Source organism: Citrobacter sp. wls717 (genome assembly GCF_005280955.1).
Classification (GTDB): domain Bacteria; phylum Pseudomonadota; class Gammaproteobacteria; order Enterobacterales; family Enterobacteriaceae; genus Citrobacter; species Citrobacter werkmanii.
Map to the genome: position 1 here is coordinate 104,319 of NZ_SZWW01000055.1, position 24,216 is coordinate 128,534.

Annotated in this window: 27 protein-coding genes and 1 tRNA gene; 17 read left to right on the forward strand and 11 right to left on the reverse strand. The window is 49.6% G+C overall.

Annotated elements, in window-relative coordinates; all coding sequences use genetic code 11:
* The first annotated feature begins 59 nt into the window (after window positions 1-59).
* The 3 genes from cbpA (at window position 60) to FDX09_RS22960 (ending at window position 2,067) form a co-directional block, all read left to right on the forward strand.
* Window positions 60-980, forward strand: a complete 921-nt coding sequence (gene cbpA, locus FDX09_RS22950; protein WP_085048559.1) for a curved DNA-binding protein — start codon at window positions 60-62, stop codon at window positions 978-980.
* Window positions 980-1,273, forward strand: coding sequence for a chaperone modulator CbpM (gene cbpM, locus FDX09_RS22955; protein ID WP_038639509.1), 294 nt, complete (start codon window positions 980-982; stop codon window positions 1,271-1,273). The genes cbpA and cbpM overlap by 1 nt, the downstream gene beginning before the upstream one ends.
* Window positions 1,274-1,380: 107 nt before the next feature.
* Complete coding sequence (locus FDX09_RS22960) at window positions 1,381-2,067, forward strand: Crp/Fnr family transcriptional regulator (protein WP_038639506.1); 687 nt, start codon at window positions 1,381-1,383, stop codon at window positions 2,065-2,067.
* 42 nt (window positions 2,068-2,109) lie between these two features.
* Here the strand turns inward: FDX09_RS22960 and FDX09_RS22965 are convergent, their stop codons facing one another.
* The 3 genes from FDX09_RS22965 to deoD form a co-directional block, all read right to left on the reverse strand.
* A complete protein-coding gene (locus FDX09_RS22965) occupies window positions 2,110-2,946 on the reverse strand; it encodes an outer membrane protein OmpK (protein WP_069323282.1) in 837 nt (278 codons plus the stop codon).
* Between the two features lie 95 nt (window positions 2,947-3,041).
* Window positions 3,042-4,202, reverse strand: a complete 1,161-nt coding sequence (gene tsgA / locus FDX09_RS22970; protein ID WP_137347920.1) for an MFS transporter TsgA — start codon at window positions 4,200-4,202, stop codon at window positions 3,042-3,044.
* Between the two features lie 38 nt (window positions 4,203-4,240).
* Window positions 4,241-4,948: a purine-nucleoside phosphorylase gene (deoD, locus tag FDX09_RS22975; protein WP_087857512.1), complete on the reverse strand. Its 708-nt coding sequence runs from the start codon at window positions 4,946-4,948 to the stop codon at window positions 4,241-4,243.
* 271 nt (window positions 4,949-5,219) lie between these two features.
* Here deoD and FDX09_RS22985 point away from each other — a divergent pair, with 271 nt between their 5' ends.
* The 3 genes from FDX09_RS22985 to FDX09_RS22995 are packed head-to-tail and all read left to right on the forward strand — an operon-like array spanning window position 5,220 to window position 7,946.
* The gene (locus tag FDX09_RS22985) at window positions 5,220-5,582 is read left to right on the forward strand and encodes a GtrA family protein (protein ID WP_038639494.1); all 363 of its coding nucleotides are present in this window, start codon (window positions 5,220-5,222) and stop codon (window positions 5,580-5,582) included.
* Window positions 5,579-6,502, forward strand: coding sequence for a glycosyltransferase family 2 protein (locus FDX09_RS22990; protein ID WP_087857513.1), 924 nt, complete (start codon window positions 5,579-5,581; stop codon window positions 6,500-6,502). The genes FDX09_RS22985 and FDX09_RS22990 overlap by 4 nt, the downstream gene beginning before the upstream one ends.
* A gap of 1 nt (window position 6,503) precedes the next feature.
* Window positions 6,504-7,946, forward strand: coding sequence for a glucosyltransferase domain-containing protein (locus FDX09_RS22995; RefSeq protein ID WP_137347921.1), 1,443 nt, complete (start codon window positions 6,504-6,506; stop codon window positions 7,944-7,946).
* A gap of 246 nt (window positions 7,947-8,192) precedes the next feature.
* Here FDX09_RS22995 and FDX09_RS23000 read toward each other — a convergent pair.
* Both FDX09_RS23000 and FDX09_RS23005 read right to left on the reverse strand, forming a co-directional pair.
* Window positions 8,193-8,280: transfer RNA gene (locus FDX09_RS23000), tRNA-Ser, on the reverse strand.
* A 142-nt stretch (window positions 8,281-8,422) separates the two neighbouring features.
* A complete protein-coding gene (locus FDX09_RS23005) occupies window positions 8,423-10,051 on the reverse strand; it encodes an ABC transporter substrate-binding protein (protein WP_087857535.1) in 1,629 nt (542 codons plus the stop codon).
* A gap of 269 nt (window positions 10,052-10,320) precedes the next feature.
* Here FDX09_RS23005 and yccA point away from each other — a divergent pair, with 269 nt between their 5' ends.
* Window positions 10,321-10,980, forward strand: coding sequence for an FtsH protease modulator YccA (yccA, locus tag FDX09_RS23010; protein ID WP_003035917.1), 660 nt, complete (start codon window positions 10,321-10,323; stop codon window positions 10,978-10,980).
* A 56-nt stretch (window positions 10,981-11,036) separates the two neighbouring features.
* Here the strand turns inward: yccA and FDX09_RS23015 are convergent, their stop codons facing one another.
* Both FDX09_RS23015 and FDX09_RS23020 read right to left on the reverse strand, forming a co-directional pair.
* Window positions 11,037-11,513 carry a hypothetical protein gene (locus FDX09_RS23015; RefSeq protein ID WP_137347922.1) on the reverse strand — a complete coding sequence of 159 codons (477 nt, stop codon included), beginning with the start codon at window positions 11,511-11,513 and terminating at the stop codon, window positions 11,037-11,039.
* Window positions 11,510-12,265, reverse strand: coding sequence for a winged helix-turn-helix domain-containing protein (locus FDX09_RS23020; protein WP_137347923.1), 756 nt, complete (start codon window positions 12,263-12,265; stop codon window positions 11,510-11,512). Before FDX09_RS23020 ends, FDX09_RS23015 begins: the two co-directional genes overlap by 4 nt.
* 308 nt (window positions 12,266-12,573) lie before the next feature.
* Between FDX09_RS23020 and FDX09_RS23025 the strand changes: the two genes are divergently transcribed.
* The 6 genes from FDX09_RS23025 (at window position 12,574) to tusE (ending at window position 18,808) form a co-directional block, all read left to right on the forward strand.
* Window positions 12,574-13,317: a fimbrial protein gene (locus FDX09_RS23025; protein WP_069323275.1), complete on the forward strand. Its 744-nt coding sequence runs from the start codon at window positions 12,574-12,576 to the stop codon at window positions 13,315-13,317.
* A 74-nt stretch (window positions 13,318-13,391) separates the two neighbouring features.
* Window positions 13,392-13,898, forward strand: coding sequence for a CS1 type fimbrial major subunit (locus FDX09_RS23030; RefSeq protein ID WP_069323274.1), 507 nt, complete (start codon window positions 13,392-13,394; stop codon window positions 13,896-13,898).
* Window positions 13,899-13,970: 72 nt separating this feature from the next.
* Window positions 13,971-16,688, forward strand: coding sequence for a TcfC E-set like domain-containing protein (locus FDX09_RS23035; RefSeq protein WP_137347924.1), 2,718 nt, complete (start codon window positions 13,971-13,973; stop codon window positions 16,686-16,688).
* A 1-nt stretch (window position 16,689) separates the two neighbouring features.
* Complete coding sequence (locus FDX09_RS23040; RefSeq protein ID WP_137347925.1) at window positions 16,690-17,847, forward strand: CfaE/CblD family pilus tip adhesin; 1,158 nt, start codon at window positions 16,690-16,692, stop codon at window positions 17,845-17,847.
* A gap of 10 nt (window positions 17,848-17,857) precedes the next feature.
* On the forward strand, window positions 17,858-18,409 hold the full coding sequence (locus FDX09_RS23045) for a LuxR C-terminal-related transcriptional regulator (protein ID WP_038639461.1): 552 nt from the start codon (window positions 17,858-17,860) through the stop codon (window positions 18,407-18,409).
* A 69-nt stretch (window positions 18,410-18,478) separates the two neighbouring features.
* Window positions 18,479-18,808, forward strand: a complete 330-nt coding sequence (gene tusE, locus FDX09_RS23050) for a sulfurtransferase TusE (protein ID WP_042314164.1) — start codon at window positions 18,479-18,481, stop codon at window positions 18,806-18,808.
* On the opposite strand, the gene yccX is transcribed toward tusE, so the two are convergent.
* Genes yccX through FDX09_RS23065 form a run of 3 tightly spaced genes read right to left on the reverse strand, consistent with a single transcriptional unit; the run spans window position 18,805 to window position 20,485 of the window.
* A complete protein-coding gene (yccX, locus tag FDX09_RS23055) occupies window positions 18,805-19,086 on the reverse strand; it encodes an acylphosphatase (protein ID WP_038643100.1) in 282 nt (93 codons plus the stop codon). The genes tusE and yccX overlap by 4 nt on opposite strands.
* A 45-nt stretch (window positions 19,087-19,131) precedes the next feature.
* Window positions 19,132-19,920, reverse strand: coding sequence for an AraC family transcriptional regulator (locus tag FDX09_RS23060; RefSeq protein WP_137347926.1), 789 nt, complete (start codon window positions 19,918-19,920; stop codon window positions 19,132-19,134).
* Window positions 19,921-19,933: 13 nt separating this feature from the next.
* Entirely contained in the window at window positions 19,934-20,485 is a 552-nt protein-coding gene (locus FDX09_RS23065) for a YbhB/YbcL family Raf kinase inhibitor-like protein (protein WP_085048592.1), read from the reverse strand.
* Window positions 20,486-20,699: 214 nt separating this feature from the next.
* Here FDX09_RS23065 and rlmI point away from each other — a divergent pair, with 214 nt between their 5' ends.
* Both rlmI and hspQ read left to right on the forward strand, forming a co-directional pair.
* A complete protein-coding gene (rlmI, locus tag FDX09_RS23070; RefSeq protein ID WP_087857541.1) occupies window positions 20,700-21,911 on the forward strand; it encodes a 23S rRNA (cytosine(1962)-C(5))-methyltransferase RlmI in 1,212 nt (403 codons plus the stop codon).
* 57 nt (window positions 21,912-21,968) lie between these two features.
* On the forward strand, window positions 21,969-22,286 hold the full coding sequence (gene hspQ / locus FDX09_RS23075) for a heat shock protein HspQ (protein WP_038639447.1): 318 nt from the start codon (window positions 21,969-21,971) through the stop codon (window positions 22,284-22,286).
* A gap of 103 nt (window positions 22,287-22,389) precedes the next feature.
* Here hspQ and FDX09_RS23080 read toward each other — a convergent pair whose 3' ends face one another.
* On the reverse strand, window positions 22,390-22,803 hold the full coding sequence (locus FDX09_RS23080) for a CoA-binding protein (RefSeq protein WP_006685217.1): 414 nt from the start codon (window positions 22,801-22,803) through the stop codon (window positions 22,390-22,392).
* 172 nt (window positions 22,804-22,975) lie between these two features.
* On the opposite strand from FDX09_RS23080, the gene FDX09_RS23085 reads away from it, so the two are divergent.
* Window positions 22,976-23,638 carry a DUF2057 family protein gene (locus tag FDX09_RS23085; protein WP_038639445.1) on the forward strand — a complete coding sequence of 221 codons (663 nt, stop codon included), beginning with the start codon at window positions 22,976-22,978 and terminating at the stop codon, window positions 23,636-23,638.
* A gap of 93 nt (window positions 23,639-23,731) precedes the next feature.
* Window positions 23,732-24,190, forward strand: coding sequence for a methylglyoxal synthase (gene mgsA, locus FDX09_RS23090; RefSeq protein ID WP_038639442.1), 459 nt, complete (start codon window positions 23,732-23,734; stop codon window positions 24,188-24,190).
* Window positions 24,191-24,216 lie beyond the last annotated feature (26 nt).

Consider the following 24,216-nt stretch of genomic DNA (forward strand, 5'->3'; position numbering starts at 1 on the left):
GGTGACACCTTTTGTCAGGGTTCACCTTCTGCAAGTGTTGATTTACACGAGAGAACGCTATGGAATTAAAGGATTATTACGCCATTATGGGCGTGAAACCGACAGACGATCTCAAGACAATCAAGACCGCCTATCGTCGACTCGCCCGTAAATACCATCCTGATGTCAGCAAAGAGCCTGACGCAGAGGCCCGGTTCAAAGAGGTCGCTGAAGCCTGGGAAGTACTGAGTGATGAACAGCGACGCGCCGAGTACGACCAGTTGTGGCAGCACCGCAACGACCCTCAGTTCAACCGTCAATTCCAGCAAGGAGAGAATCAAAACTACAGCGCCGAAGATTTCGACGATATTTTCTCCTCCATTTTTGGTCAGCATGCACACCACACGCGACAGCGCCATGCCAGTCGCGGACACGATATTGAAATTGAAGTTGCCGTATTCCTCGAAGAAACGCTCACTGAGCACAGCCGCACTATCAGTTACAACCTGCCGGTTTACAATGCCTTCGGCATGGTTGAACGGGAAATTCCCAAAACGCTCAACGTGAAAATCCCGGCAGGCGTGGGCAACGGTCAGCGTATCCGTTTGAAAGGCCAGGGTACCCCTGGTGAAAACGGAGGGCCGAACGGTGATTTGTGGTTGGTGATTCATATCGCACCGCACCCACTGTTTGATATCGTCAATCAGGATCTGGAAGTTGTCGTTCCCGTAGCGCCGTGGGAAGCTGCTTTGGGCGCGAAAGTGACCGTACCTACGCTGAAAGAAAGCATCCTGTTAACCATCCCTGCGGGCAGTCAGGCCGGGCAGCGGTTACGCATTAAAGGCAAAGGTCTGGTGAGTAAAAAACATACCGGCGATTTGTACGCGGTGATCAAAATCGTGATGCCGCCGAAACCTGACGACAACACAGCCACCCTGTGGCAACAGCTGGCAGATGCACAAAAGACCTTTGATCCGCGCAAAGAGTGGGGGAAAGCATAATGGCTAACGTCACTGTCACCTTTAGCATTACCGAATTTTGTCTGTACACCGGTGTATCAGAAGAGGAACTGCATGAGATTGTCGGCTTAGGGGTGATTGAACCCCATGAAGACGAGACCTTTGACGATCATGCCCTGACCGTAATGCGACGCGCAATGCGCCTGCGCCAGGAGCTGGAGCTTGACTGGCCGGGAATCGCCGTTGCGCTGACATTGTTAGAAGAGAACGCGCAGTTGCGTCAGGAAAACCGCGTGTTGCGCCAACGGCTGTCTCGCTTTATCAGCCATCCTTAATACGTCGGGGTCAGCATCGCGCTGGCCCTGCTCACGTTTAATGACATTACTCAACAGATGGCATACAGTCAGAACAAGAAATATCTCAAACCATAAGACGTTAGGCCATGCAGCTAAAACCCCTTACCAAAGGTCGTTTTCACAATATCTGGCAGCAGGATGATGCCTTAATCGAGAAAATATTCCTGGAGTTGCTCTCTGAAACCCAGATTATCCAGGAAGATGAATATCTCTATCGCCAGGGACAAATTGTTGATCGCCTGATTATGGTGCAGTCGGGCAGAATTTCTTTGCGCTACAGCGCTGAGAATGGGCGTCGTTTTCAACTGGGCGCAATGGAATGTGATGAGCAACTGTTTGGAGAAATGGAGTTTTTTACCGGTTACCGCTGCCAACTGGATATCGTAGCCGAAGAGCCGCTGACCGTTGCGGTGTGTAGCTGTGAACGCCTGGAAGAGGCGCTGAACCAACACCCCAGACTGGCGATATTTTTCGCCAGCGCGATGGCCGTTGACTATCAGGATATGTTAGAAATTTTCCTGCACCGGATGCTCTACCCGATCGTACACAACGTCGCGTACGACCTGTATCGCCAGCATCAGAACAAGCAACCGATGGATGGTTTTCATAAAAAATATCAGGAAGCGGAGCGATTCGGCACCACCGACAGGGTATATCGACGGGCGGTAAAAGCGTTGACGGATGCCGGGCTGGTAACGCGCACGAAACAAGGTCTGGAAATTAAGGATCTGGAAGGTTTACGCCAATTTCTCGGCAACGACATCATTGACTGACACACCAACCATTCTGAGTGTTGGTGTGCCGTCGGGTCGCTATCAGAACTTATAGGTGAGATTGAAATAGTGACCAAGACCGGTGGTGCGCCCTGCTCCACCATGGTTTTCCATCAATGCCATATTGCGGAAATACTTCAATCCATAACCTACCGCGTAGTGCTCTGAATGCCAGTAAATGCCGTTATACCATTCAATCGCGTTATTACTGTATAGCGGTTGGTTAGCAATCTTGTTAGCGGCAAACTGATAGTCAAAGTATCCTTGATAATTGAGATAACTGCCGTTGGCGAAGGTATAGAATGGCGTCGACCAGTTGGTCGAGAACATGTAACCATCCCACTTACCTTCGTTATCCGCGCCGTAGTTTTCACGAACATAGTGTGCATAGATGTTCATTCCCATCATACCAAACCATGGAACCTTAACATCCGTACCTAAACCAACGTAATGTTCAAACAATTCCCGATCGCCAATGTTATTCACCGTCGCGATATAGAATTCGTTAAACGGCCCCACGGATAAATCTTTATTAAAAATAGCATCCAGGGAAAACCGCGGGGAAATCTTGGCGAAGAAGTTATCACCACCGTGACGGTCGTCCTGCTTGCTGTCTAAAATATCAAAAAAATCGACATAACCATACAGGTCGATAATCCCGGAACGTGCACCGAACTCCAGTTCCAGATAGGTGTCATTACGAATACCATACGGTACTTTCGCATCCACACTTTGCATTAAATTCAATTGCATCCAGTTAAAATCATTTTTGCGAATATTGCCATCAGTATAATCAGCCGCAAGGGCTTGCGTGCAGCTGATAGCAAATACAGTACCCAGAACTGTTTTTTTAAGCATTGATATATTTTTCTTCAGCATTTTCAATTCCTTTGAGTAAGGTTGTGAGTCGCCCCACCCGATAAAGGGTGTGGCGGCTGGCTATCTAATTAAGGAGGTAAGCGTTATTACTGTATTTATTTACGTTTGAGTTTGAGTTTGAGTGTCCCCATCAGCATGACGAAGATAATTAAATACAACACCGGTATTGCATACATAATTTTCTGCAGTCCCATCGTTTTTTCCATCAGGGCGCTGATCGCCGGACTAAACATGGCCCCGGCACTACCACTAATTAAAATATATGAAACGTTCTGACTACTCGCGCGCTTCACAAAAGAAACACCATAAGCAATAAAGGAGTTATACAATGCCGCACAGACAAACCCATAACTGTAGGCAAGATAATCAAGCCCAGAGATCTGTTCTTTCGTAACGATAATAGTGGTAATCACACACGCCAGCAGAATAATACTGAGCAGGAAATAATGGATCTTCACCCGGGCAACAATCACGGTAGAGACTAACGCCCCCACCAGCGCAGCCCCCCAGTATTGGGTAATAATATTCCCGGCCTCTTCAAACGGAATACCAAACTTGTTCTTCACAAATAACGGTGCCCAGGTGAGGAAGGTGTACAGCGCCAGCATGCCTAAAAACAGACCTATACCGCCGCTAATAATCCCAGGATTCCACTCTGATTTCACTGCGTCTGTGCGATCCGCCTCAGGAGCCGTTTCACAGGCATTGAAGCGGGTTAGCATCACACCTCCCAGCGTGAGTAAGGCCACTATGCCAACGCTAAGGTAGCTATAACTCCACGACATATTATGCGTCAGGGCAAAGGTAGTGATCAGCGGAAAAACCACGCCCGCCACGTTAAAGGTGGCATCCTGTACCACCAGCATTGTGCTCTGAATGCGATCCTGCCAAACCGAAACCACGATCGTTCCCGCCACGCACAGGCCAATCCCCCCACAGAATCCCACTAAGGCCATGGCGACCATCACCGGCCATAAGCCGGGGCTTACGTGCATCGCCAGCGCGCAGAGGAACACTATCGAGTAGATAATGAGCGTCATACGCTTCACACCAATTTTTTCTATCAGGAAAAAGGCGGCGATAGTCCCGGCTAATGCTCCGCCATTGAGTAACGAAAATATCGAGGCGACAGTATTTACATCGGCACTGTAGCGTACTGCAATCGGTTCAATCAGCATGCCGAACTGACTGGCAAACCCTGCCATTATAAAATTTGCCAGAAAACTAATCAGCGTAAGTGCTATTTTATTCTTCATATAATGCCATCTCTGATTGGTTCAATTAGAAGTCAGGGCTAAGCCGTAACGGCAGTATTTAGCGCCAGCTCAATCATATTTTTAAAGGTTAACTGTCGTTCTTCTGCCGTCGTTTCTTCTCCTGTCAGGCAATGATCGGATACGGTTAAAATAGCCAGTGCTTCAATACTAAACTGATGCGCCAGGGCATAGAGTCCTGCCACTTCCATATCCACCCCCAGTACACCGAAGTTTTCCAGTGCCGGAATTAAATTTTCGTCAGGGTCATAATAAAGATCGCCACTGAAGACGTTACCGACCTTAATATCGATTCCGGCCTTTTGTGCCAACGTCCACGCCTGCTGTAATAGTGGAAAATGCGCAGACGTCGCCATTGCGTAGCCCGCGCTACGTTTTAAATTTGTAACGGAATCCGTTCCGGCAGCGACGGCAAGGATAATATCGCGCATTTTGACATGATGTTGTGTCGCCCCCATACTACCGATGCGAATAATTCTCTGCACACCAAAGTCATGTACCAGCTCATGGGCATAAAGCGTCATTGAAGGAATGCCCATTCCGTGCCCCATTACCGAAACGGGTTGTCCAAAATAAAGACCGGTATAGCCCAACATATTGCGCACATTGGTAACTTCGCGGTAATCCATTAAATAGTTTTCGGCAATAAATTTCGCGCGTAGCGGATCGCCCGGCATAATCACAGTTGGCGCAAAATCACCCGGTTTAGCATTAATATGTGCAGTCATAACAATTCCTGAATTATGGGTATTGAAAATATGCAGGGATTGTAACCAGACGTTTGCAGGGGATTGAGGACAAAAGTCCTGCTCAGAGGATCGGCCTCTCATTTCTGAGAGTTAGTGTTGCAGTCTTGTGGCTCAGCGGAAAACCGCGCCCCCGGCACAGTCGCTCGGAGGTATCGCAAAACAAGCCTCTGCGAAAGGTCAAAGTCGAGGTGTCGATCTCGTTTTGCATCAATGTTAAACTCGCACACTTTCTATTAGACCTTTCTTAATTATGATAAAGCTACTTTCACGCTACATTTCCGTTGGGATTGTAAACACGGCATTACATTGGGCGGTGTTCGGCATCATGGTATACATCATGAAAAATGACCAGGCCGTGAGCAACGTGGTGGCGTTTTTGATAGCTGTGACATTTTCATTTTTTGCCAACGCAAAATTTACATTTAGTGCAAAAGCCACCAGCCGGGGGTATGTGCTATTTGTTGGATTTATGGGGCTACTGAGCTTTATCTCTGGTCAGGTATCCGATCACTACAACATTTCCCCTCTCATAACGTTGATAGAGTTCTCCTGTATCAGCCTGGTATGTGGCTTCTTATACTCAAGGTTCATTGTTTTTAGGGATCCGAAATGAAAATCTCTCTGATTGTGCCGGTGTTCAATGAAGAAGATACTATACCTATTTTCTACAACACGGTGCGTGGGCATGAAGAACTAAAAAAATATGATGTCGAAATTGTGTTTATCAACGACGGTAGCAAAGACGCTACAGAATCAATCATTAATGCTCTCGCCGTATCTGATAAGCTCGTCGTCCCCATTTCATTTACGCGCAACTTTGGAAAAGAACCAGCAATTTTTGCAGGCCTTGAGCGTTCCTCTGGTGAAGCAGTTATTCCGATCGATGTTGACCTACAGGATCCAATCGAAATAATTCCATTGATGGTCGATAAGTGGCTTGCGGGCGCAGATATTGTGCTGGCAAAGCGTGCAGACCGCTCCACGGATGGAAAACTGAAGCGTAAAACCGCTGAGTGGTTCTATAAATTACACAATAAAATAAGCGATCCGAAGATCGAAGAAAACGTTGGTGACTTTAGACTTATGTCCCGCGATGTAGTTGATAACATCAAACTCATGCCGGAACGTAATCTCTTTATGAAAGGTGTGCTTAGCTGGGTCGGTGGCAGTATTGATGTTGTTGAGTACACACGAGCAGGACGCATTGCTGGTAAATCAAAATTTAATGGCTGGAAATTGTGGAATCTTGCCCTGGAGGGTATTACCAGTTTTTCAACGTTCCCATTGCGGATATGGACCTACATTGGTTTTTTTGTAGCCGCCGTATCCTTCTTGTTCGGTGCATGGATGATTATAGACAAGATTTTTTGGGGAAATCCGGTTGCGGGATACCCATCTATTATTGTTTCAATCCTTTTCCTGGGTGGGATTCAGTTAATTGGTATCGGTGTGCTCGGTGAGTACATAGGTAGAATCTACATCGAAACCAAACAACGGCCACGCTATATAGTTAAAAAACAAGACAGGATTTAAAATGTTCTCCAGATACGATAAAAAAGCATTGTTTATTTACTCAGGATTAGCCCTGTTGTTTATCTATCCCTTAATCCAGGCAGGCATATATTATAGAGATGACTTAGATAGATCTATAACTGGATATTACGGCTGGCGTGGTTTAGGTCGACCTTTTGCAGATATTTTAACAAGGTTTTTTTCTGCCAGTGGGCACTATAACCTTGACCTGTTTCCTTATACAATGCTCGCATCATGTATTTTTTTAGGTGCATCTTCGCTTGCACTCAGTAAGCACCTGTTTAAATCAGACATTTCGAACGCAAACATGGTGGCAGCACTTTTAATATTCAATCCATTCATTTTGCAGAATATTGCGTACAGATATGATAGTCTCGGAATGTCGATTGCCTTTTTCCTTGCGGTGATTGCATATACCTATAAAAATAAAAACCAGAGGATAGAGATTGCAACAAAATTAGTAGCTGGCGTATTATCTTTAACCTTATATCAACCATGTGCCAATATTTTTATTGGCTTGCTTGCAATTGATGTAATCATCATCGCAACAAAAAAAGATATAAAGATCAAGGAATCGATATTTTTCTTATGCAAGAAAACAATTTTATTCGTATCATTTTTTCTTATCTATATGCTTTTCTTCTCGCCCAAAAATAACTCTCGAGCAGAATTAATACATCCAGACCAGAGTGGATTGGGGCATCTGGCCAAAACATTAATTGCCTTAAAAGAAATGGTTCTTTCTTATCTCTATCACCCGGTTTACATTTACTTCGCAATCCCAATACTTATCAGTTGCGTGTTTATGCTCATTGCTTACCGTACTAATATTAAGCAAATAGCAACATTTATTTTGTATGGAGCTATCTCCTTTTTAATATTCATTATTTCACTTATGGGACCAACATTATTACTTCAGGACGCACCAGTACTTCCCCGTACTTTAGTCTCATTTTCAGTTATACTGGTTATAATTGCTATACCGATTATGCGTTTCGCTCCTCGTTTTAAATACGCTGCACTGATCCCAGTCATTGCTTCGCTTGCTTTTAGCGCTCAATTAAGCAACGCTATGAAGTCACAACAAGAATATGAAGATTTTGTTTTTAACATGATTGCGCAAGACATTGCCACTCATAAAGACATCGCTTCCATTGGTACTGTAGGCCAATTGAATAAAAATGAAAGAGCAAAATTATTAATAGATAATAAACCACTTATAGGCTATTTCGTTTTTCCCGCCACTGAGTTTTTAGCGTCATATCAATTGGTCAACAAAGGGTTCACGCAAACCCTTCATGGTTATGGGGATGAGCAAGAAAACAAAAATAGACTATCTGATATGATAAAAAAAGGTATTAAGCCGGTATCATCAAATGAATATTATACATTATTCATTTCGGACAATAACGCCATCGTGTTTTTAGGAAAATATAACAATTAATTATTACCAGCCCTCACACTTAATGTTGAGGGCTTTATTTTCGAAGAGTCAGCAGCAATCATATCCAGCGAAAAAGAAGTTACCCAGAGCTCGCCTGAGCTGAAGTGGTAAGTATGATGGTTACTCGGTTATGCCCTTCAGTTACCAATTCCAGGCGACGTAACATTACCAACTCTCACAGTAACAGTTTTCGCATTTCCCTTATAAGCAAAAAGGGGTTACCTTTCGGTAACCCCTTTTCATGTTTGGCGGAAGCGTAGAGATTCGAACTCTAGAACCCTTTCGGGTCGCCGGTTTTCAAGACCGGTGCCTTCAACCGCTCGGCCACGCTTCCAATGAGGCGCACTATAAACATCCCGAACGGACCTGTAAAGTACCAATGTGTTCGTTTGCCTGAAAAACAGCCAAAATAGTGTTAATCGACTGAAATAAAAACAAATTGGCCATTTATTCAGCACAAATAGCGGCTACCACGCTTAATGTTTTTTGATGTACATATCTTTGGTGTAGTAATTTCCGCGGTTATCCGGCGCAAATCCTCCTACCCACGGCTTCACCAGATGAGTGCGAACATAGTGATAAATCGGAATAGCAGGTACATCCTCACCTAACAGATCTTCAGCCTGCTGGTAGTCTTTACCTCGCTCTTCCAGTGAACTTGCTTTCGCTGCATTATGCATCGCTTCATCAAAGGCGGGGCTACTGTACCCGGTGGTATTCTCACTGTCCCCGGTGCGGAAAATATTGAGGAAACTAGAGGCATCGTCATAGTCGGCTATCCACGCATAGCGCACAATGTCAAAATTACCGGTGTGCATAGTATCCAGCATGGTTTTCCATTCCTGATTTTGCAGCTTCACCTCAACGCCAAGATTTTTCTTCCACATTGACGATGCGGCAATCGCAATACGCTGGTGCGTTTCGAAGGTGTTGTAGAGCAGATTTAAGCTCAGCGGATGGTCAGGACCATACCCGGCCTCCGTGAGCAGTTTTTTAGCTTCAGCAATGCGTTTGTCGAGTGGCCACGACGCATACTCTGGCGCATGCAGTTGTACTCCACCTATTTCAGGCTGGCTGATAACCCACGCCGCACGTTGCCCCTGGCCCATCACCTTTTGCGCAATGATGTCTTTATCCAACGCCATATTCAGCGCCCGACGCACGCGCGGGTCATTAAAGGGCGCTCTGGTCGTATTGAACTGATAGTAATAGGTTGAAAGCTGAGGCGAGACATGGAGTTCATCGCCCATGGTCTTTTTCAACTGTGCAAACTGATTGACCGGTACGCTATACACAATGTCAATCTCACCCGCCTTATAGCGGTTCACGTCAGCAGACTCTGAACTAATGGGCAGGTAAGTGACTTTATTAATGACCGTGTGCCGATCGTCCCAGTAATGCGGGTTACGCTCGGCAACGATGCGCTCATTGACCACCCACTGCGATAATTTGTACGCTCCGCTGCTGACAATATGCTCTGGGCGGGTCCACTTATCGCCAAAACGGCCAATCAGCACTTTATCGAGCGGGACCAACGACGGGTGCGCCAGCATCGCCAGAAATGCCGCCGTCGGTTGCGTTAAGGTAATTTCCAGCGTGGTATCATCCAGGGCCTTGACCCCTAGCGTAGCGGGATCTTTGTTACCCTGAGCAATATCGACCGCGTTCGCCACGTGCATATTGCCCAGATACGAGGCATATGGTGAAGCCGTTTGCGGCGAGACCAGGCGCTGCCAGCTCCAGACGACATCCTGTGCGGTGATAGCCGATCCATCCGACCAGGTTATGCCCGGACGTAAATGAAAGGTCCAGACGGTGTTACCTTTATTCTCCCAGGAGGCGGCAAGACGGGGTTCAATAGACCCATCCGGCTTAACTGCCACCAGACCGTCGAACATATCGCTGATTAAATTAAACTCCACGTTGCTTTCGACTTTATGCGGATCCAACGACGCCGGTTCGCTGCCGTTGTTTCTGACCAGTTCCTGTTTTTCTGCAAGTACTGTTCCTGCCGGAACATTTGCCGCCCTCGCCGCGCCGTTTACCGACATCAAACAGACAGCCAACAGCGTAAATGTAAATCTCTTCGTTTTATCTTGAGTCATTTCCTTTACCTTATTGCTCTGTTTATGATGACACCGCTGTCACTGTCAGAGAGAAACGGGAATTACGCAATATTTTTCAGTAACCTGGCCGATATCTAACAGGCATTTTTACACATACAGTGCTAACATCTGATTCGGGAGCTTTTGCTGAAATAATATGCTTAAGCCTGGCGGGTTAAACTGCGTAAAGATGGGTAAAACCGCTGTGTCATTCCCCTTGATTTCATTATCCTTCATCATTAATTACATCTGTCATAAGAGAGTGACTCATGGATCGTATTATTAGTTCTTCGCGCGATCGTACATCGCTACTCAGCACACATAAGGTGCTGCGCAACACCTATTTCCTGCTCAGCCTGACGCTGGCGTTTTCGGCGATCACCGCAACCGCCAGTACGGTGCTGATGCTGCCTTCTCCGGGACTGATCCTGACGCTGGTGGGTATGTATGGTCTGATGTTCCTGACCTATAAAACGGCGGATAAACCCGTTGGTATTCTGTCAGCTTTCGCTTTTACCGGCTTCCTGGGCTACATTCTGGGGCCAATTCTGAATACCTACCTGTCTGCAGGTATGGGTGACGTTATCGGCATGGCGCTGGGTGGTACGGCGCTGGTCTTCTTCAGTTGCTCTGCGTATGTGCTGACCACACGGAAAGATATGTCCTTCCTCGGCGGGATGCTGATGGCAGGTATCGTGGTTGTGCTGATCGGTATGGTTGCGAATATCTTCCTGCAACTGCCGGCACTGCATCTGGCGATCAGCGCGGTGTTTATTCTGATTTCTTCAGGCGCAATCCTGTTTGAAACCAGCAATATCATCCGTGGCGGTGAAACCAACTACATCCGCGCCACTGTTAGCCTGTACGTTTCGCTGTACAATATCTTTGTCAGCCTGCTGAGCATTCTGGGCTTCGCCAGCCGCGATTAAGCAGCATCACTGATACGAAAAAAGAGAATGCCATTGGCATTCTCTTTTTTTATACCTTATTCACTCCGGCAGATATAGGTAGGATAACGCCGGTCCTGAATCAGCCACACGGCGGGTGAAAGTTCCGAAATCGTCAGGTAGTAGCGAGCGGTCGGCCAGGCAAAGCTTCCCCACTGGGCATCGGGGGTGTTGTCATTGTGTCGACGCCAGGTTTTGGTGTAACTCAATACAATGACGTTGTCATCGTCCCGCCGCTCCCACGTAAAGTCTACATCCCTGTCAATAATCAAATTTTGCCCCCCAGCTCTTGCCGCACCTTTGTAGGTGGTCAAGCCTGTACCGTCCCGATGAAAATAGAACTGGGCAATGGTATTGACCTTCACTTCACTTGTTTTTCCCTCATTGCGCGTAAAGTTAAATTCAGTGCTGCAGGCCAGCACATCGCTTTTGCCGACCGCGCCGCAAAAGTAGAACAGCGCCAGCGCGCCGCCAACCACAGCACCGCCCAATCCAAAAAGAAGCCTTATTTTCATTTTTCGGCCCCACTTTTATAGCGAATAGTCTTGCACAGGCTGGTTTTACTGACCGGGCAGGCACCGATGAACATTTCATCGGCGGTGGCGAGCGAAAAACGAGCGCTGAAATAATAAATATCGTACTCCTCGCGCTCACAAGCCACGTTATTGGCCTCCAGTCGCTCAGCTAATTTCGAGAGCACTAACGGTCGTCCATGATCGTTGATAATCCAGACACTACAACGTGCGATTTTTTCCTCGACCGGCTTTAATTTCGCCGGAACGGTTATCTCCTGCGGGCGGCTAAGGTAAATGCCCGCCCCCAACGCTGCGACGATCAATGTCGCTATAATCAACCACCTTTTCAGGTAAGTGCGCCGGGGCTGTATGTCTGGTTGCATGGAAGGGGATTGCGGCTCAGCGGTTTGAATGTTCTCACCAAGCTGAAAAATCACATCGGCATCAAAACGGAATCCATAGCGCGGGACAGTGACGATAAATTCGTGCCCCTCTCCCAGAGACTGGAAGCTTTTACGCAGTTCGCTCACCGCTTTATTAAGATTATTTCCGGATGGCGTAAAGCCAAACTCTTCCCATACGCGAGTGATCAATTCCTCCCGGCTCAGGTCGCGTCCTCGGTGTTTAATAAATTCCTGTAAAAGACGAACGGCTGGCGCCGAAAGTGTTAATACAGTCTCAGGTTGTCCAACAAGGCTTATTGCATGTGCTTCAGGATCAAATAACAACGAATTATTGCATATAAAAAACATCTTTTATTCTCGGCTGTAACCGCATGCTTTTTATTCCCTGGTACATCGACATGAAAACCACCTCCTGATCTGCTTGTTTTTTCATCAGAAGGAATTTTCTTCCCATCCTTGGCCGCGGTATTTTCGCTTAACTATACAACCTTAAAGCCAAAAAAGCAGGATAAAAAACTGTATATAACGAGTTAACTAATACAAATTTTCACAAACCGCTGTTCTGGTTAAAGTTTCCCTGCCCTGAAGCGATACGAAAGCAGACGGTGTCCTGGTGTTAACGCGCCGCCTTTAAACTCAGAGCAGGCAGACTGATTGTGAAACAGAAAAAAAGAGTGAGCATGACAACCGCCTTTTATGTCGCCGCGCTGTCATTGCCATTTTTCTCAGAAATGACAATGGCCAATATGAGCGTGTATCCCATGGAACTGAATGTAGACAGTTCCGGTGCGGCACAAATTAAGGTGGCTTCAAAAACGGATGATATTCAGTTCATTCGGGTGAGGCAAAAGAAAATTCTTAATCCCGGCACAGCTCAGGAAAAAGAAATTGACGTGGCGTCATGGAAAGAAGATGGCGTGGTGGTTACGCCCGAAAAATTTGCCCTCGCGGCCGGCGCGATGCGCGTAGTTCGTCTGGTATCACTTATGCCTCCGAAAAAAGAGACCACCTGGCGCGTCTATTTTGAAGGGGTAAAACAACCAGACAGCATTATTCCGGGCAAGGCAGAAAGCCCTGCCGCGATGGCGACATTGGGCGTCAACGTGATTTGGGGCGCACTGGTCCATATTGCTCCAGAAGAAAACGTAATTTCACTGTCGTTCGACCCTCGCCGCGGGACGTTAAAAAACAATGGCACGCTGCGTGTACCGCTCAGAGAGATTGGTATTTGTGATGCAAATTCATCGTGTAAATGGATAAAAGAAGACGCGACGATTTATCCGGATACTGAACGGAAATTAAAAACACTCACAATGAGCCATGGCCAGAAATATAAATTCCGCTACTTCAACTGGGTAAATAAAACCGCTGAAGAAGCTGACTTACCCGTCGTGCAATAACACGACATCACAGTAAAAACCCACGTAGTTCGTTGAAAGAGCCAAGGTGCTCATTTGTAAATATGGAGATATCAATGCGTAAGTATATTAAACCTCTGATGATCGTTGCCGCGATGACCTCGTCCTTTAGCGCGCTGGCAATTCAAAAAGATATTACCGTTAACGCCAGCGTTGACTCACAGTTGGATATGACCCAGGCCGATAACACGCCGCTGCCGGCCAGCATCGACATGCAGTACCTGCCTGGTCGTGGTCTGGAAAGCTACCGTCTTAACACCAAGGTGTGGTCCAACTCCGCCACCAGCAACGTCAAAGTGCGCCTCGTTAGTGCGGCAAAACTCACCAACACGGATGGTGACCAGATTGTACCAATGACGGTCATTCTGGGTGATAAAACACTGTCTACCACCGATGCTGAATTTACCGGAACTGAACTGTTCCCTGGCAGCATTGAAAACGGTTCCGCAGTACTGCCGCTGACCATTTCGCAAACCACTAAAGGCATTCTGAAAACCGGTCAGTACAGCGGCGTTGTCAGCCTGATGCTGACGCAGGCGACAACCACGGAAGGCGGTGCGTAACACCACAGTACCTAAGGAATAACGTCAGAGGGTGCCCACCCTCTGACGTCAGGATGATGTCGAGGCTCGGTCATGGCGTTTCACAGAAATACTCTCCTCTTAGTTGCTTTGTTACCCGCATCCATCCAACTCGCCTGCGCAGAGATGGCCGTCCCGGCAGGTTTTGAAGATCTGGCGAAAACACAGCGCCTGTGGACAGAAGTCAATCTCTATGGCGAGTCGCTTGGCCTTTTTGAAACGGATATCACGCTTGAAACAGTAAGTTTTGTCACGCCTGAAACCGTGGTCACGGCCATCAAACGGCAGTTTAATGACGATCCTGCCCTCATTGCCACCGTGTCTGCAGCCCTGGCCGTTCCACTGGCCCGTAACGGCAATCTGGCATGCAGCAGCAATGGCTCCGCAACGGGGTGCGATTACCTTGATACCCAGCGCGCGGCCATTATCTATGATGAAAATAACGCCCGTATTAATCTTTTTTTCGACAAGAAATTTCTGCCTAAACAAACCACTGAAAGCCAGTGGTATCAGCCCACGCAGGACACCGAGAATGCGTTAATCCATCAGCAGAATATCAATTTTGTTGCCGACAGGGATTACCAGTCAGCCACCGTTCAGGGCAATGGCGCACTGGCACTCACCCAGGACGGCTACTTTAACCTCGACTGGACCTGGATGGGGCAACGTTCGAAGCACCAGCAGCAACAGGAGATAACCGTCAACAATGCCTGGTTTCGTCAGGATATCTGGCGCCAATACTATGTTCAGTTGGGCGAGATGGACACTCGCGATCTGTTCAGCAATGCCGGCGGGAATATCAATCTCAGCCAACTGCCGCTGGGTAAAATTCGCGGCTTGCGCACAGGCTCAACAAGGGCATGGATCAATCCGGTTCAGCAGTCAAAGGGTACGCCTATCACCGTATTGCTTTCTCATGATGCGCGTATTGACGCCCGCCGGGGTAATCAACTGCTGGCCAGTTTTTATCTGAATGCCGGGGCGCAGACCCTGGACACCCGTTCGTTCCCGGACGGGAGCTATACCGTGACGTTGTCCGTCTATGAAAATAACCGGCTGACGCGCACCGAGCAGGTACCGTTTACCCGAACCGGCATTACACCTTTCGATCGCGTCGAGTGGTTCCTGCAGGCAGGCGAAACTGACAATAACGATCAAAACGACAAACGCAGCGCGGTCGCGCAAGCGGGCATCCGCCTGCCCGTCACTCCAACGCTGGCGCTGACCAGCGGCGCAACAATAAAAAAAAACCAGCGTTTTCTGGAAAATGCGCTCGACTGGAGCCGCGGTTTCAACACCGGCCCGATCGATGGCGTGCTAAGTACCCGCTTTAGCTACCTATACGGCACCGAAGGTCAACGCGGCAATATTCAGCAAATCAGCTATAACGACGGTTTTTCACTGAGCTTCTATCGCAACGCGTTATCAGCAGAAAACTGCAATACCCGAAGCGCAGGGTTTGACGCCGTGAATGGCTGTTACCGAAGCCTGTCGGTCATGTTCTCCGTCCCTGTCGGCACCTGGTACGCGAGTCTGGGGTATTCAGATAACCGCAACGAAGGACGTTACGTTGCTCGTCGGGAACTCCCGGACAGCGACGATCGCCACGATGCGGGCTTGCCATGGGAGTCGGTTTATATGACCCGCTCGCGCACGCGGGCCTGGCAGGGCGGCTTAAGTACAGCTTTCAACGCTCGCGGCCTGAACATCAACAGCAGCATTAACCTTTTCATGCGAAACGATGACTCCCGCGCAGGTAGGGATAAAGGCGGCTACCTGAGCGTAAGCCTGTCAATGGCGCATAACCGTCAGGGCGATGCGACGAGTTATACCTCTCTGGGCGCGACGTGGCAGCACCAGCAGCATGAAAAAAACCAGCTGAGCTACAACGTGGCGCACAACTGGTATGCCGATGCACGTGGTGAAAATGAGTATGGACTGAGCGCGTCAGGCATTAACAGCGATTCGCTCAATGCCTCTGCCTATACGCGCCAGGGCGGACGCTATGGCAACGGTAGTCTGACCGTCAGCGACGCCTGGGATCGTCAGGATGGGCGTCATACTCTGAGCAGCAGCGGCAATTACAGTTCAACGCTCGCGCTATCTCGCTCTGGCCTGTGGCTGGGCCGTTGGAGCGACGGACGCCCTGCTTCAGCCATCGCAGTTAACGTTGCCACGCCGGAAGATTCCCAGGATCCGCGCGTCGCTGTGTCGCTGGATAACGGCGGCAGCGCAGATATCCCAGGCAATAGCCGCGCCCTCTTCGCCGTGCCTGGCTATCAGCAGACGACGTTGACGATTAACGAATCGCTGGATGTCTCCCGAGGTGCCAGCAGTGAAATCACACAAGGTTCCGGCAGTAGAACATTGTTTATGGTGCCAGGCAAACTGCTCCGTCGGCACGTGCAAACCACCGCAAGCTACACATGGCTCGGCCAGTTAACCGACGAACAACATTCGCCGTTTATTGGCGGCGTGCCCCTGAACGTAAACGGCTGGAGCGACCTTGGCAACGGCGGGTTTAGCGCCCAAAGCAACGCTCTGCTGCATAACCTCTACCTGGTGCGTCAGCAGCAGTTTTATCAGTGCGCGCTAAACGTGAAGAGTATGCGCGACATCGTGCGTTATGTCGGGTCGATCCCTTGCCGGGAATTAACCTTCTCTGCCCTGCCGGATACGGTCCAGCAACAGGCGCAGCTAATGCTCGCCGGACGTAGCGTGCCGACCGGCCCGACTGCCATGAACGCAGACAACCTCACTAAAGGGAAATGATGTGAACAAAAGCCTTATTATTTTACTTTTCCTGCTCCTGTGGGCTGGCCAGACGCTGGCCGGCGTCCCGGCCGGAAGAAACTCCAGCGTCGGTATAAGCTACGATCGCATGGCACCGCCCGCGCGTTTCGATATCTGGCTTCATGAATCAGGCGGCTATGATGCCGCCGATCCGCAAAAGTGGGGACGCAATACCCTGACCTGCTTATCCCGTACCGATACCACCTATGGCGCCTGTATGACCGCCCCGGTGTGGTTCTCGGCGAACCCGGCCGCGCCTTATACCATCAACTTACGTTTTACGCATACCCTTACCAACAAAACGGTGGATATTAAGGTGTATGGCGATCACTACCTGTTTATCAATAACAAAGTCTTTACCTTTGCCAGTTTTGTCACGGGGGGGACAACTACTATTGCAGCCTGGAACAGAGAACCCTACTTCGATTTCTATATCGTGAAAAGCGAACTGGAAAAGCTCGCTCTGCCGGGTATCTGGACCGCCACGCTGAAACAGAATCTGCGTGAGTGGGGGAGCGCCGACTGTGGCGGCGACTACAATGACGTGAATGTCGGATGCCCGGGCTATCTCACCCTCGCCAACTGGCAGGCAAATATTCGCATTGAGGTGGTCGATCCGGGTAATCAGCAGATTTATCTGCCCGCATTTCCACACTCAACGCCTGTCGTAAACCTCAACCTCACCAACTTCCCGGGGCGGCCCGGCGGCAGCGAGATCCAGGGGGAAAACACGCTGGATATGTGCTTGTACGACGGAAAAAACAGTACCAGCACTCGCACTTATCTGCGGTTTGAGGACAACGAGCTCAACGCTTCAGGCCGTGCCGAAGGCGCGTTTTCAATCCGGCGACGTGGCGGAAGTCAGACCGATGCGCGGGATCGTCTCGACTATCAGGTCTTTGTCACCAATCCCATCACTGGCGCAACCGAAACTGTCGCTAACGGTAAAACCGTGGTCTGGCAAGGCACCAACGATCCACAGTATCTGCGTCAGGTCGTGCTGCCCGGCGGGCGCGAGGGCGTACTGTGCGTACCCGCCCCTATTATCCTGAAAACGCCTGCCTTTGCCGCCAGCAGCAAAAATGCCGGGGATTACACCGGTACGCTACGCATTATTTACACGCCCAGTACGTTATAAAGAGGCCGCCGTGAATTACGTCATTCTTGATAATAATCGTTTTTATGCCGAAGGGTTGCGCTATGCCCTTCTGCGTCGTAACGCGCCGACTCAGGTGAAGTGCGGCACGGTAAAGTGGCGTCGTTCGCTGCTGGCCTGCGACACCCTCGTTGTACGTTGCCGCTTTTCCGTCACGAGAACGCATCTGGCGCTGGTCGACATTCTGCTGCAACTGGAGGCCAGGTGCTGGGAGGGAACCGTTTATCTGGTGTGCAATGAAAAAGGCTGGGCACTGGCAACGCATTTGCGAAAGCGTTTTACCACGCTGACCTTGTATATCATTGATGACCGAATTGCCGTCGTGGATGCGGCGTATATGTTTGCTAAAGAGCCCCGTCGGGTACGCAGCCTGAATTGTTGCCTGACAGGCATGGAGTTCAATGTTCTCGACAGGCTGGTTAACGGACAATCGGTAAAACATGTTGCGCATATGACGCAGATTAGCGAAAAGCAGGTATCGACGTATAAATGTAACGCGCTGAAGAAGCTTAATGCCAACAATCTGCTACAGCTTCTTCTGTAGGGCAAGGTTTCTCACGCCGCCCCTTATTTGCTAGACTAGGGGCGGTTTTTACTTTATCGACAGAGCACTATGTTCATTTTTGCAGGCCAGGAAATTGAGACCGATAGCGAAGGCTATCTGAAAGATACCACGTTGTGGAACGAGCCGCTGGCGGAGAAAATCGCCGAAAACGAAGGTATCGACCTCTCCCCTGAACACTGGGAAGTGGTGCGTTTCGTACGCGAGTTTTATCTGGAGTTTAATACTTCCCCCGCTATCCGCATGCTGGTAAAAGCGATGGCCAACAAGTTTGGCGAAGAGAAAGGCAACAGCCGTTATCTTTACCGTCTGTTCCCAAAAGGTCCGGCCAAGCAGGCGACTAAAATTGCCGGCCTGCCGAAACCGGTCAAATGTATTTAATAACGGATACTAAATCCCTTTAGCTCGTCGCCAGGGCGGTGTGGCTCACTGAGAACCCGTTCTACCCTGGCGCTGCTCGGGCCTCCGGCTTTTAACCACTTCATTAGCTGTTCCACCCGATCGCTTTCGCCGCAGGCGACAACCTCTACGCTGCCGTCATCCATATTTTTAGCGTATCCGGTCAATCCCAGTCGTTGCGCTTCATGCTGCGTGGTGTAGCGAAATCCTACCCCCTGAACCCGACCATAGACCCAGGCGATTATGCAGACTTTCGACATTGCGGTTCTCCTAATCAACATAAATGAAGGAACAGTTACAAGGCCTCAGCGCACCTGTTTCGGCAGGCATCCGTAATGCTGGCGGAATCTTGCGGTAAATCGTGAGCCTGACAGATAGCCACAGCGTAACGCAATTTCGCCAATCGGCAGCGTGGTCGATTGTAGTTGAGAGAGCGCGCAGGACATGCGCACCTCTTCGACTATCTGCCGGTAACTCTGCGATTCCATCTGTAATCGTCGGCGTAATGTTGAAGTACCGATGGACAAGTGACCGGCAATCTCCTGAGCTGTCCATAGCTTAGCAGGGGATAACATAATAAGTTGTCGCACCTGTTCAGTCAGATTAAACCGTCGCTCGATAAGCAGAGGCCCCGCCACACCATCATGCAGTAGCGCCAGCAATAATCCCATCGCCTGATGCTCCTGCAATTTTGCAGGTAAGTCCTGGCGTACAGCGTCCAGCAGGCTTTCCCACATAAATGCCAGTCCGTTACTCATGGGCGTGCATAGCGACGTCAATTTTGCCGGAGGGAAATCCTTGACCCAGTTATTTTTAAACGTGCTAATGATGCTCGTCGACAGCAACAGCAAATCCGAGCGAAATGCTCCCTGCTCCGGCTGATTAATAATCTCCAGAGGCGTATTCGCCGGGATGATAATCAGCTCACCCGGCCCTGCAACCAGACGATTGTCATCCTGAATAATGACCTTACTTCCCTGCGTAATATGGCAAATAGCAGCAGAAAACAGTTTAACCTGGTGCAGGCGGTGCAGATGGCCGGAACGCACCTCAGCGGTGGTAAGGTTGTTATGGCGAAAATGGACATCCTGCACCAGTGTATCCTCTTTATTTTCTTGCGTAAGTGGCGGTTAATTCCGCTTTGGCGATCACGTGGCTGTTCAGCATAAAACCGACCAGCGCACCGCTGGCGTTACTGTCAATTGGCAACGCGTCGGTATTTAACGCCCACACGGTAAACTGATAGCGATGAGGTTTATCGCCCGGTGGTGGACAGGCGCCGCCAAATCCAGCATAACCGAAATCATTGCGTCCCTGAACTGCTCCAGCGGGTAACTTATCCATGCTGGCTCCGCCAGGAAGCGTGTGGACCTGAGCCGGAATATTTACGATGGTCCAGTGCCACCAGCCGCTTCCCGTTGGCGCATCAGGATCAAACAGCGTAATGGCAAAGCTTTTGGCATCAACTGGCGGATTTTGCCAGCTCAGCTGCGGGGAAATATTGTCGCCACTGCAGCCAAACCCCTTAAACACTTGTTTTTGAGTTAATTGCAGGTTAGCGGGTATATCGGCGCTGCTGAGGCGAAATGTCGAGGCGGCAGAGGCATCAAAACTCAACGCGACAATAGCGGCGGTAGCCAGAGAGTAGACAGCTTTCATTACATTTCCTTTTTCTGATTAAGAAATAGCAATGTAAACGGTGGGTATAAAAGAAACTGTGCCTCTGTGATAGCGTTTTGTGCCGAAACGCCCAGCGCCATACGCTGATGATTGACCTCATCATCTGTGCTACTCTACGCGCCATTTTATTTTAATGGTTTCAGGTTGGTACTTTACTCCAGCCCGCGTCACTGTTTGTGAGAGGTTGCTCCGCATGACTGAATCTACAATTCCACATTATCCTCGTTTAGTGTTAGCCAAAGGGCGCGATAAATCATTACTGCGCCGCCATCCGTGGGTATTTTCCGGTGCTGTCGCACGTATGGAAGGTAAAGCCAACCTCGGTGAAACCATCGATATTGTTGACCATCAGGGTAAATGGTTAGCACGCGGCGCGTACTCACCTGCGTCGCAGATCCGTGCCCGCGTCTGGACATTCGACAAGTCTGAATCCATCGATATTGATTTCTTCACCCGTCGTCTGCAACAGGCGCAAACATGGCGCGACTGGCTGGCGAAAAAAGACGGGTTGAACAGCTATCGTCTGATCGCAGGAGAATCCGATGGTCTGCCGGGCATCACCATTGACCGCTTCGGCAACTTTCTGGTATTGCAACTGCTCAGCGCCGGTGCTGAATATCAACGCGCCGCGCTGATTAGCGCTCTGCAAGTTGTGTTCCCGGACTGCGCTATTTATGACCGTAGTGATGTGGCCGTGCGTAAAAAAGAAGGTATGGAGCTGACCCAAGGGCCAGTAACGGGAGAACTGCCGCCAGCCCTGCTGCCTATCGAAGAGCACGGGATGAAGCTGCTGGTTGATATTCAGCACGGTCACAAAACCGGTTACTACCTTGATCAACGCGACAGCCGTCTGGCCACACGTCGTTATGTAGAAAATCAACGGGTTCTGAACTGTTTCTCTTATACCGGCGGCTTTGCGGTCTCGGCATTAATGGGCGGATGCCGTCAGGTGGTCAGCGTCGATACCTCTCAGGAAGCGCTTGATATTGCCCGCCAGAACGTAGAACTGAACAAGCTGGATCTGAGCAAAGCCGAATTTGTGCGTGATGACGTATTCAAACTGCTGCGCGCTTATCGCGATCGCGGTGAGAAATTTGATGTCATTGTGATGGATCCGCCGAAGTTCGTCGAAAACAAAAGCCAGTTAATGGGCGCCTGCCGCGGCTATAAGGACATCAATATGCTGGCTATTCAGTTGCTCAACCCCGGCGGCGTATTGCTGACATTCTCCTGCTCCGGACTGATGACCACCGATTTATTTCAGAAAATCATCGCTGATGCCGCAATAGATGCTGGTCGTGATGTACAATTTATAGAGCAGTTCCGTCAGGCCGCCGATCACCCGGTGATCGCTACCTACCCGGAAGGGCTGTATCTGAAAGGGTTTGCCTGTCGCATCATGTAACTTGAAAAGTGGAATATTACCCTTACATAGAGGGTATCTATTTCCCGGGAGGTGACTATGATTGCCAGCAAATTCGGTATCGGCCAGCAGGTCCGCCATTCCCTGTTAGGTTACCTCGGAGTGGTCGTGGATATCGACCCGGAATATTCGCTTGATGAACCGTCAGCCGATGAGCTGGCGGTTAACGACGAACTTCGCGCCGCTCCCTGGTATCACGTGGTGATGGAAGACGATAATGGTCTGCCGGTGCATACGTATCTGGCCGAAGCACAGCTGAGTGGCGAGCTACAGGAAGAACATCCGGAGCAACCGTCGATGGATGAACTGGCGCGAACAATCCGTAAACAGCTTCAGGCTCCGCGTCTGCGTAATTGATGCGAACACAAGCCCGATGGCAATTCGCGTATCGGGTTTATGCTGCTCATCCGCCCAGCAACACGGGCCGGATGAGCAACGTGCCTAAGGCAACAACACAACCTTACTTCGCCAGTCCCAGCCGTGGGATCTCAATCGCCGGACAGCGATCCATGACCACCGCCAGCCCCGCGTCACGTGCCAGTACGGCTGCCTGCTCGTTAATTACGCCAAGCTGCATCCATAAGGTCTTCGCACCGATGGCGATAGCCTCCTGAGCAACGCCCCACGCCGCTTCAGAATTACGAAAGACATCAACCATATCCACTTTCTCCGGCACATCCGCCAGCGTCGCGTACCCCTGCTGCCCCAACAGCGTTTTCCCGGCAACTTTTGGCGAAACGGGGATAACGTGATAGCCCTGATCGAGTAAATACTTCATTACCCGATAGCTTGGACGATCGGGTTTATCGCTTGCACCAACCAGTGCAATCGTACGGGTAGATGTCAAAATGCCAGCAATATCGGTCTCTTTCATCGTCTTCCTCCAGGCTGTTTAACAAAGTGTACGACAAACCTGGCCTTGCAACCATTCATCCCATACTGGCGCATGAGAGCTAAACTCAAAAATATGTCTATATGTTAGTAAACGTGACCAGTGAAAAAATTAGATACATCTGATGCAGATATTTTCTGGACAGGAGAAACCTATGAAAGCCGGCATTATGACAGCCTTGATTGCTCTGTGTTTGCCGGTAACTGTTTTTGCCACCTCTTTGCGTCTGTCGAGTGAAATTGATCTTCTGGTGCTGGATGGAAAAAAAGTCTCCAGCTCATTACTGCGTGGCGCCGACAGTATTGAGCTGGAAAATGGTCGGCACCAGCTTGTATTTCGCGTAGAAAAAACCCTTCGCCTGTCCAGCCACGAAGAACGTCTGTATATTTCCCCTCCGCTGGTTATCAGCTTTGATACCCAGCTCGTCAGCCAGGTTAATTTTCACCTTCCGCGTCTGAACAATGAGCGGGACGCATCACATTTCGATGATGCACCGCGTGTGGAACTGCTGGATGGGGACGCCATGCCCATCCCCGTTAAGCTGGATATTCTGTCAATCACCTCCACGGCGAAAATCGTGGATTATGAAATGGAAACTGAGCGCTATAACAAAGCGGCTAAACATGCGTCATTGCCACAATTCGCCACCATGATGGCCGACGACAGCTCGCTGCTTTCTGGGGTGTCTGAACTGGATCGGGTGCCGCCTCAGTCGCAAACGCTGACCGAGCAACGATTAAAATTTTGGTTTGAGCAGGCCGACGCCCAAACGCGAAGTAACTTTCTGCAATGGGCCCAGAAACAGCCTTCTTCATGACATTTATGTTCACAGACGCATTTTTTTTGTCTTTCTCTTGCAGCGTCAAGTGCTTCCAGTACTCTGTAACAAGGTTAACTTGGGAGCTGTACTATGGAATTAACGACTCGCACATTGCCAGCGCGTAAGCATATTGCGCTGGTGGCACACGATCACTGTAAAAATATGTTGATGAGCTGGGTGGAACGCCACCAGCCGTTACTGGAAAAACACGTTCTGTATGCCACGGGAACAACAGGAAACTTAATTCAACGCGCGACAGGAATGGACGTCAACGCAATGCTGAGCGGTCCAATGGGGGGTGATCAGCAGGTGGGCGCGCTGATTTCAGAAGGGAAAATAGATGTGCTGATCTTCTTCTGGGATCCGCTCAACGCCGTTCCCCACGATCCTGATGTCAAAGCTCTGCTGCGCCTTGCCACAGTCTGGAACATTCCGGTCGCCACCAACGTGTCGACGGCAGATTTTATTATCCAGTCGCCAAACTTCAACGATGAGACGGACATACTGATCCCGGATTACGCCCGTTATCTGGCAGAACGCCTCAAATAATGCCCAGGCAGGCGGCAACTACCGCC

Coding starts and splice junctions, on each gene's coding strand:
- FDX09_RS23085 (WP_038639445.1), top strand. CDS start 22,976: ATGAAAGCCGGCATTATGACAGCCTTGATTGCTCTGTGTTTGCCGGTA.
- FDX09_RS22990 (WP_087857513.1), top strand. CDS start 5,579: ATGAAAATCTCTCTGATTGTGCCGGTGTTCAATGAAGAAGATACTATA.
- tsgA (WP_137347920.1), bottom strand. CDS start 4,202: ATGAAGAATAAAATAGCACTTACGCTGATTAGTTTTCTGGCAAATTTT.
- FDX09_RS22965 (WP_069323282.1), bottom strand. CDS start 2,946: ATGCTGAAGAAAAATATATCAATGCTTAAAAAAACAGTTCTGGGTACT.
- FDX09_RS22985 (WP_038639494.1), top strand. CDS start 5,220: ATGATAAAGCTACTTTCACGCTACATTTCCGTTGGGATTGTAAACACG.
- yccA (WP_003035917.1), top strand. CDS start 10,321: ATGGATCGTATTATTAGTTCTTCGCGCGATCGTACATCGCTACTCAGC.
- mgsA (WP_038639442.1), top strand. CDS start 23,732: ATGGAATTAACGACTCGCACATTGCCAGCGCGTAAGCATATTGCGCTG.
- FDX09_RS23020 (WP_137347923.1), bottom strand. CDS start 12,265: ATGTTTTTTATATGCAATAATTCGTTGTTATTTGATCCTGAAGCACAT.
- FDX09_RS23035 (WP_137347924.1), top strand. CDS start 13,971: ATGGCGTTTCACAGAAATACTCTCCTCTTAGTTGCTTTGTTACCCGCA.
- FDX09_RS23080 (WP_006685217.1), bottom strand. CDS start 22,803: ATGAAAGAGACCGATATTGCTGGCATTTTGACATCTACCCGTACGATT.
- deoD (WP_087857512.1), bottom strand. CDS start 4,948: ATGACTGCACATATTAATGCTAAACCGGGTGATTTTGCGCCAACTGTG.
- FDX09_RS23065 (WP_085048592.1), bottom strand. CDS start 20,485: ATGAAAGCTGTCTACTCTCTGGCTACCGCCGCTATTGTCGCGTTGAGT.
- tusE (WP_042314164.1), top strand. CDS start 18,479: ATGTTCATTTTTGCAGGCCAGGAAATTGAGACCGATAGCGAAGGCTAT.
- cbpA (WP_085048559.1), top strand. CDS start 60: ATGGAATTAAAGGATTATTACGCCATTATGGGCGTGAAACCGACAGAC.
- FDX09_RS23030 (WP_069323274.1), top strand. CDS start 13,392: ATGCGTAAGTATATTAAACCTCTGATGATCGTTGCCGCGATGACCTCG.
- yccX (WP_038643100.1), bottom strand. CDS start 19,086: ATGTCGAAAGTCTGCATAATCGCCTGGGTCTATGGTCGGGTTCAGGGG.
- cbpM (WP_038639509.1), top strand. CDS start 980: ATGGCTAACGTCACTGTCACCTTTAGCATTACCGAATTTTGTCTGTAC.
- FDX09_RS22960 (WP_038639506.1), top strand. CDS start 1,381: ATGCAGCTAAAACCCCTTACCAAAGGTCGTTTTCACAATATCTGGCAG.
- FDX09_RS23005 (WP_087857535.1), bottom strand. CDS start 10,051: ATGACTCAAGATAAAACGAAGAGATTTACATTTACGCTGTTGGCTGTC.
- FDX09_RS22995 (WP_137347921.1), top strand. CDS start 6,504: ATGTTCTCCAGATACGATAAAAAAGCATTGTTTATTTACTCAGGATTA.
- FDX09_RS23015 (WP_137347922.1), bottom strand. CDS start 11,513: ATGAAAATAAGGCTTCTTTTTGGATTGGGCGGTGCTGTGGTTGGCGGC.
- rlmI (WP_087857541.1), top strand. CDS start 20,700: ATGACTGAATCTACAATTCCACATTATCCTCGTTTAGTGTTAGCCAAA.
- hspQ (WP_038639447.1), top strand. CDS start 21,969: ATGATTGCCAGCAAATTCGGTATCGGCCAGCAGGTCCGCCATTCCCTG.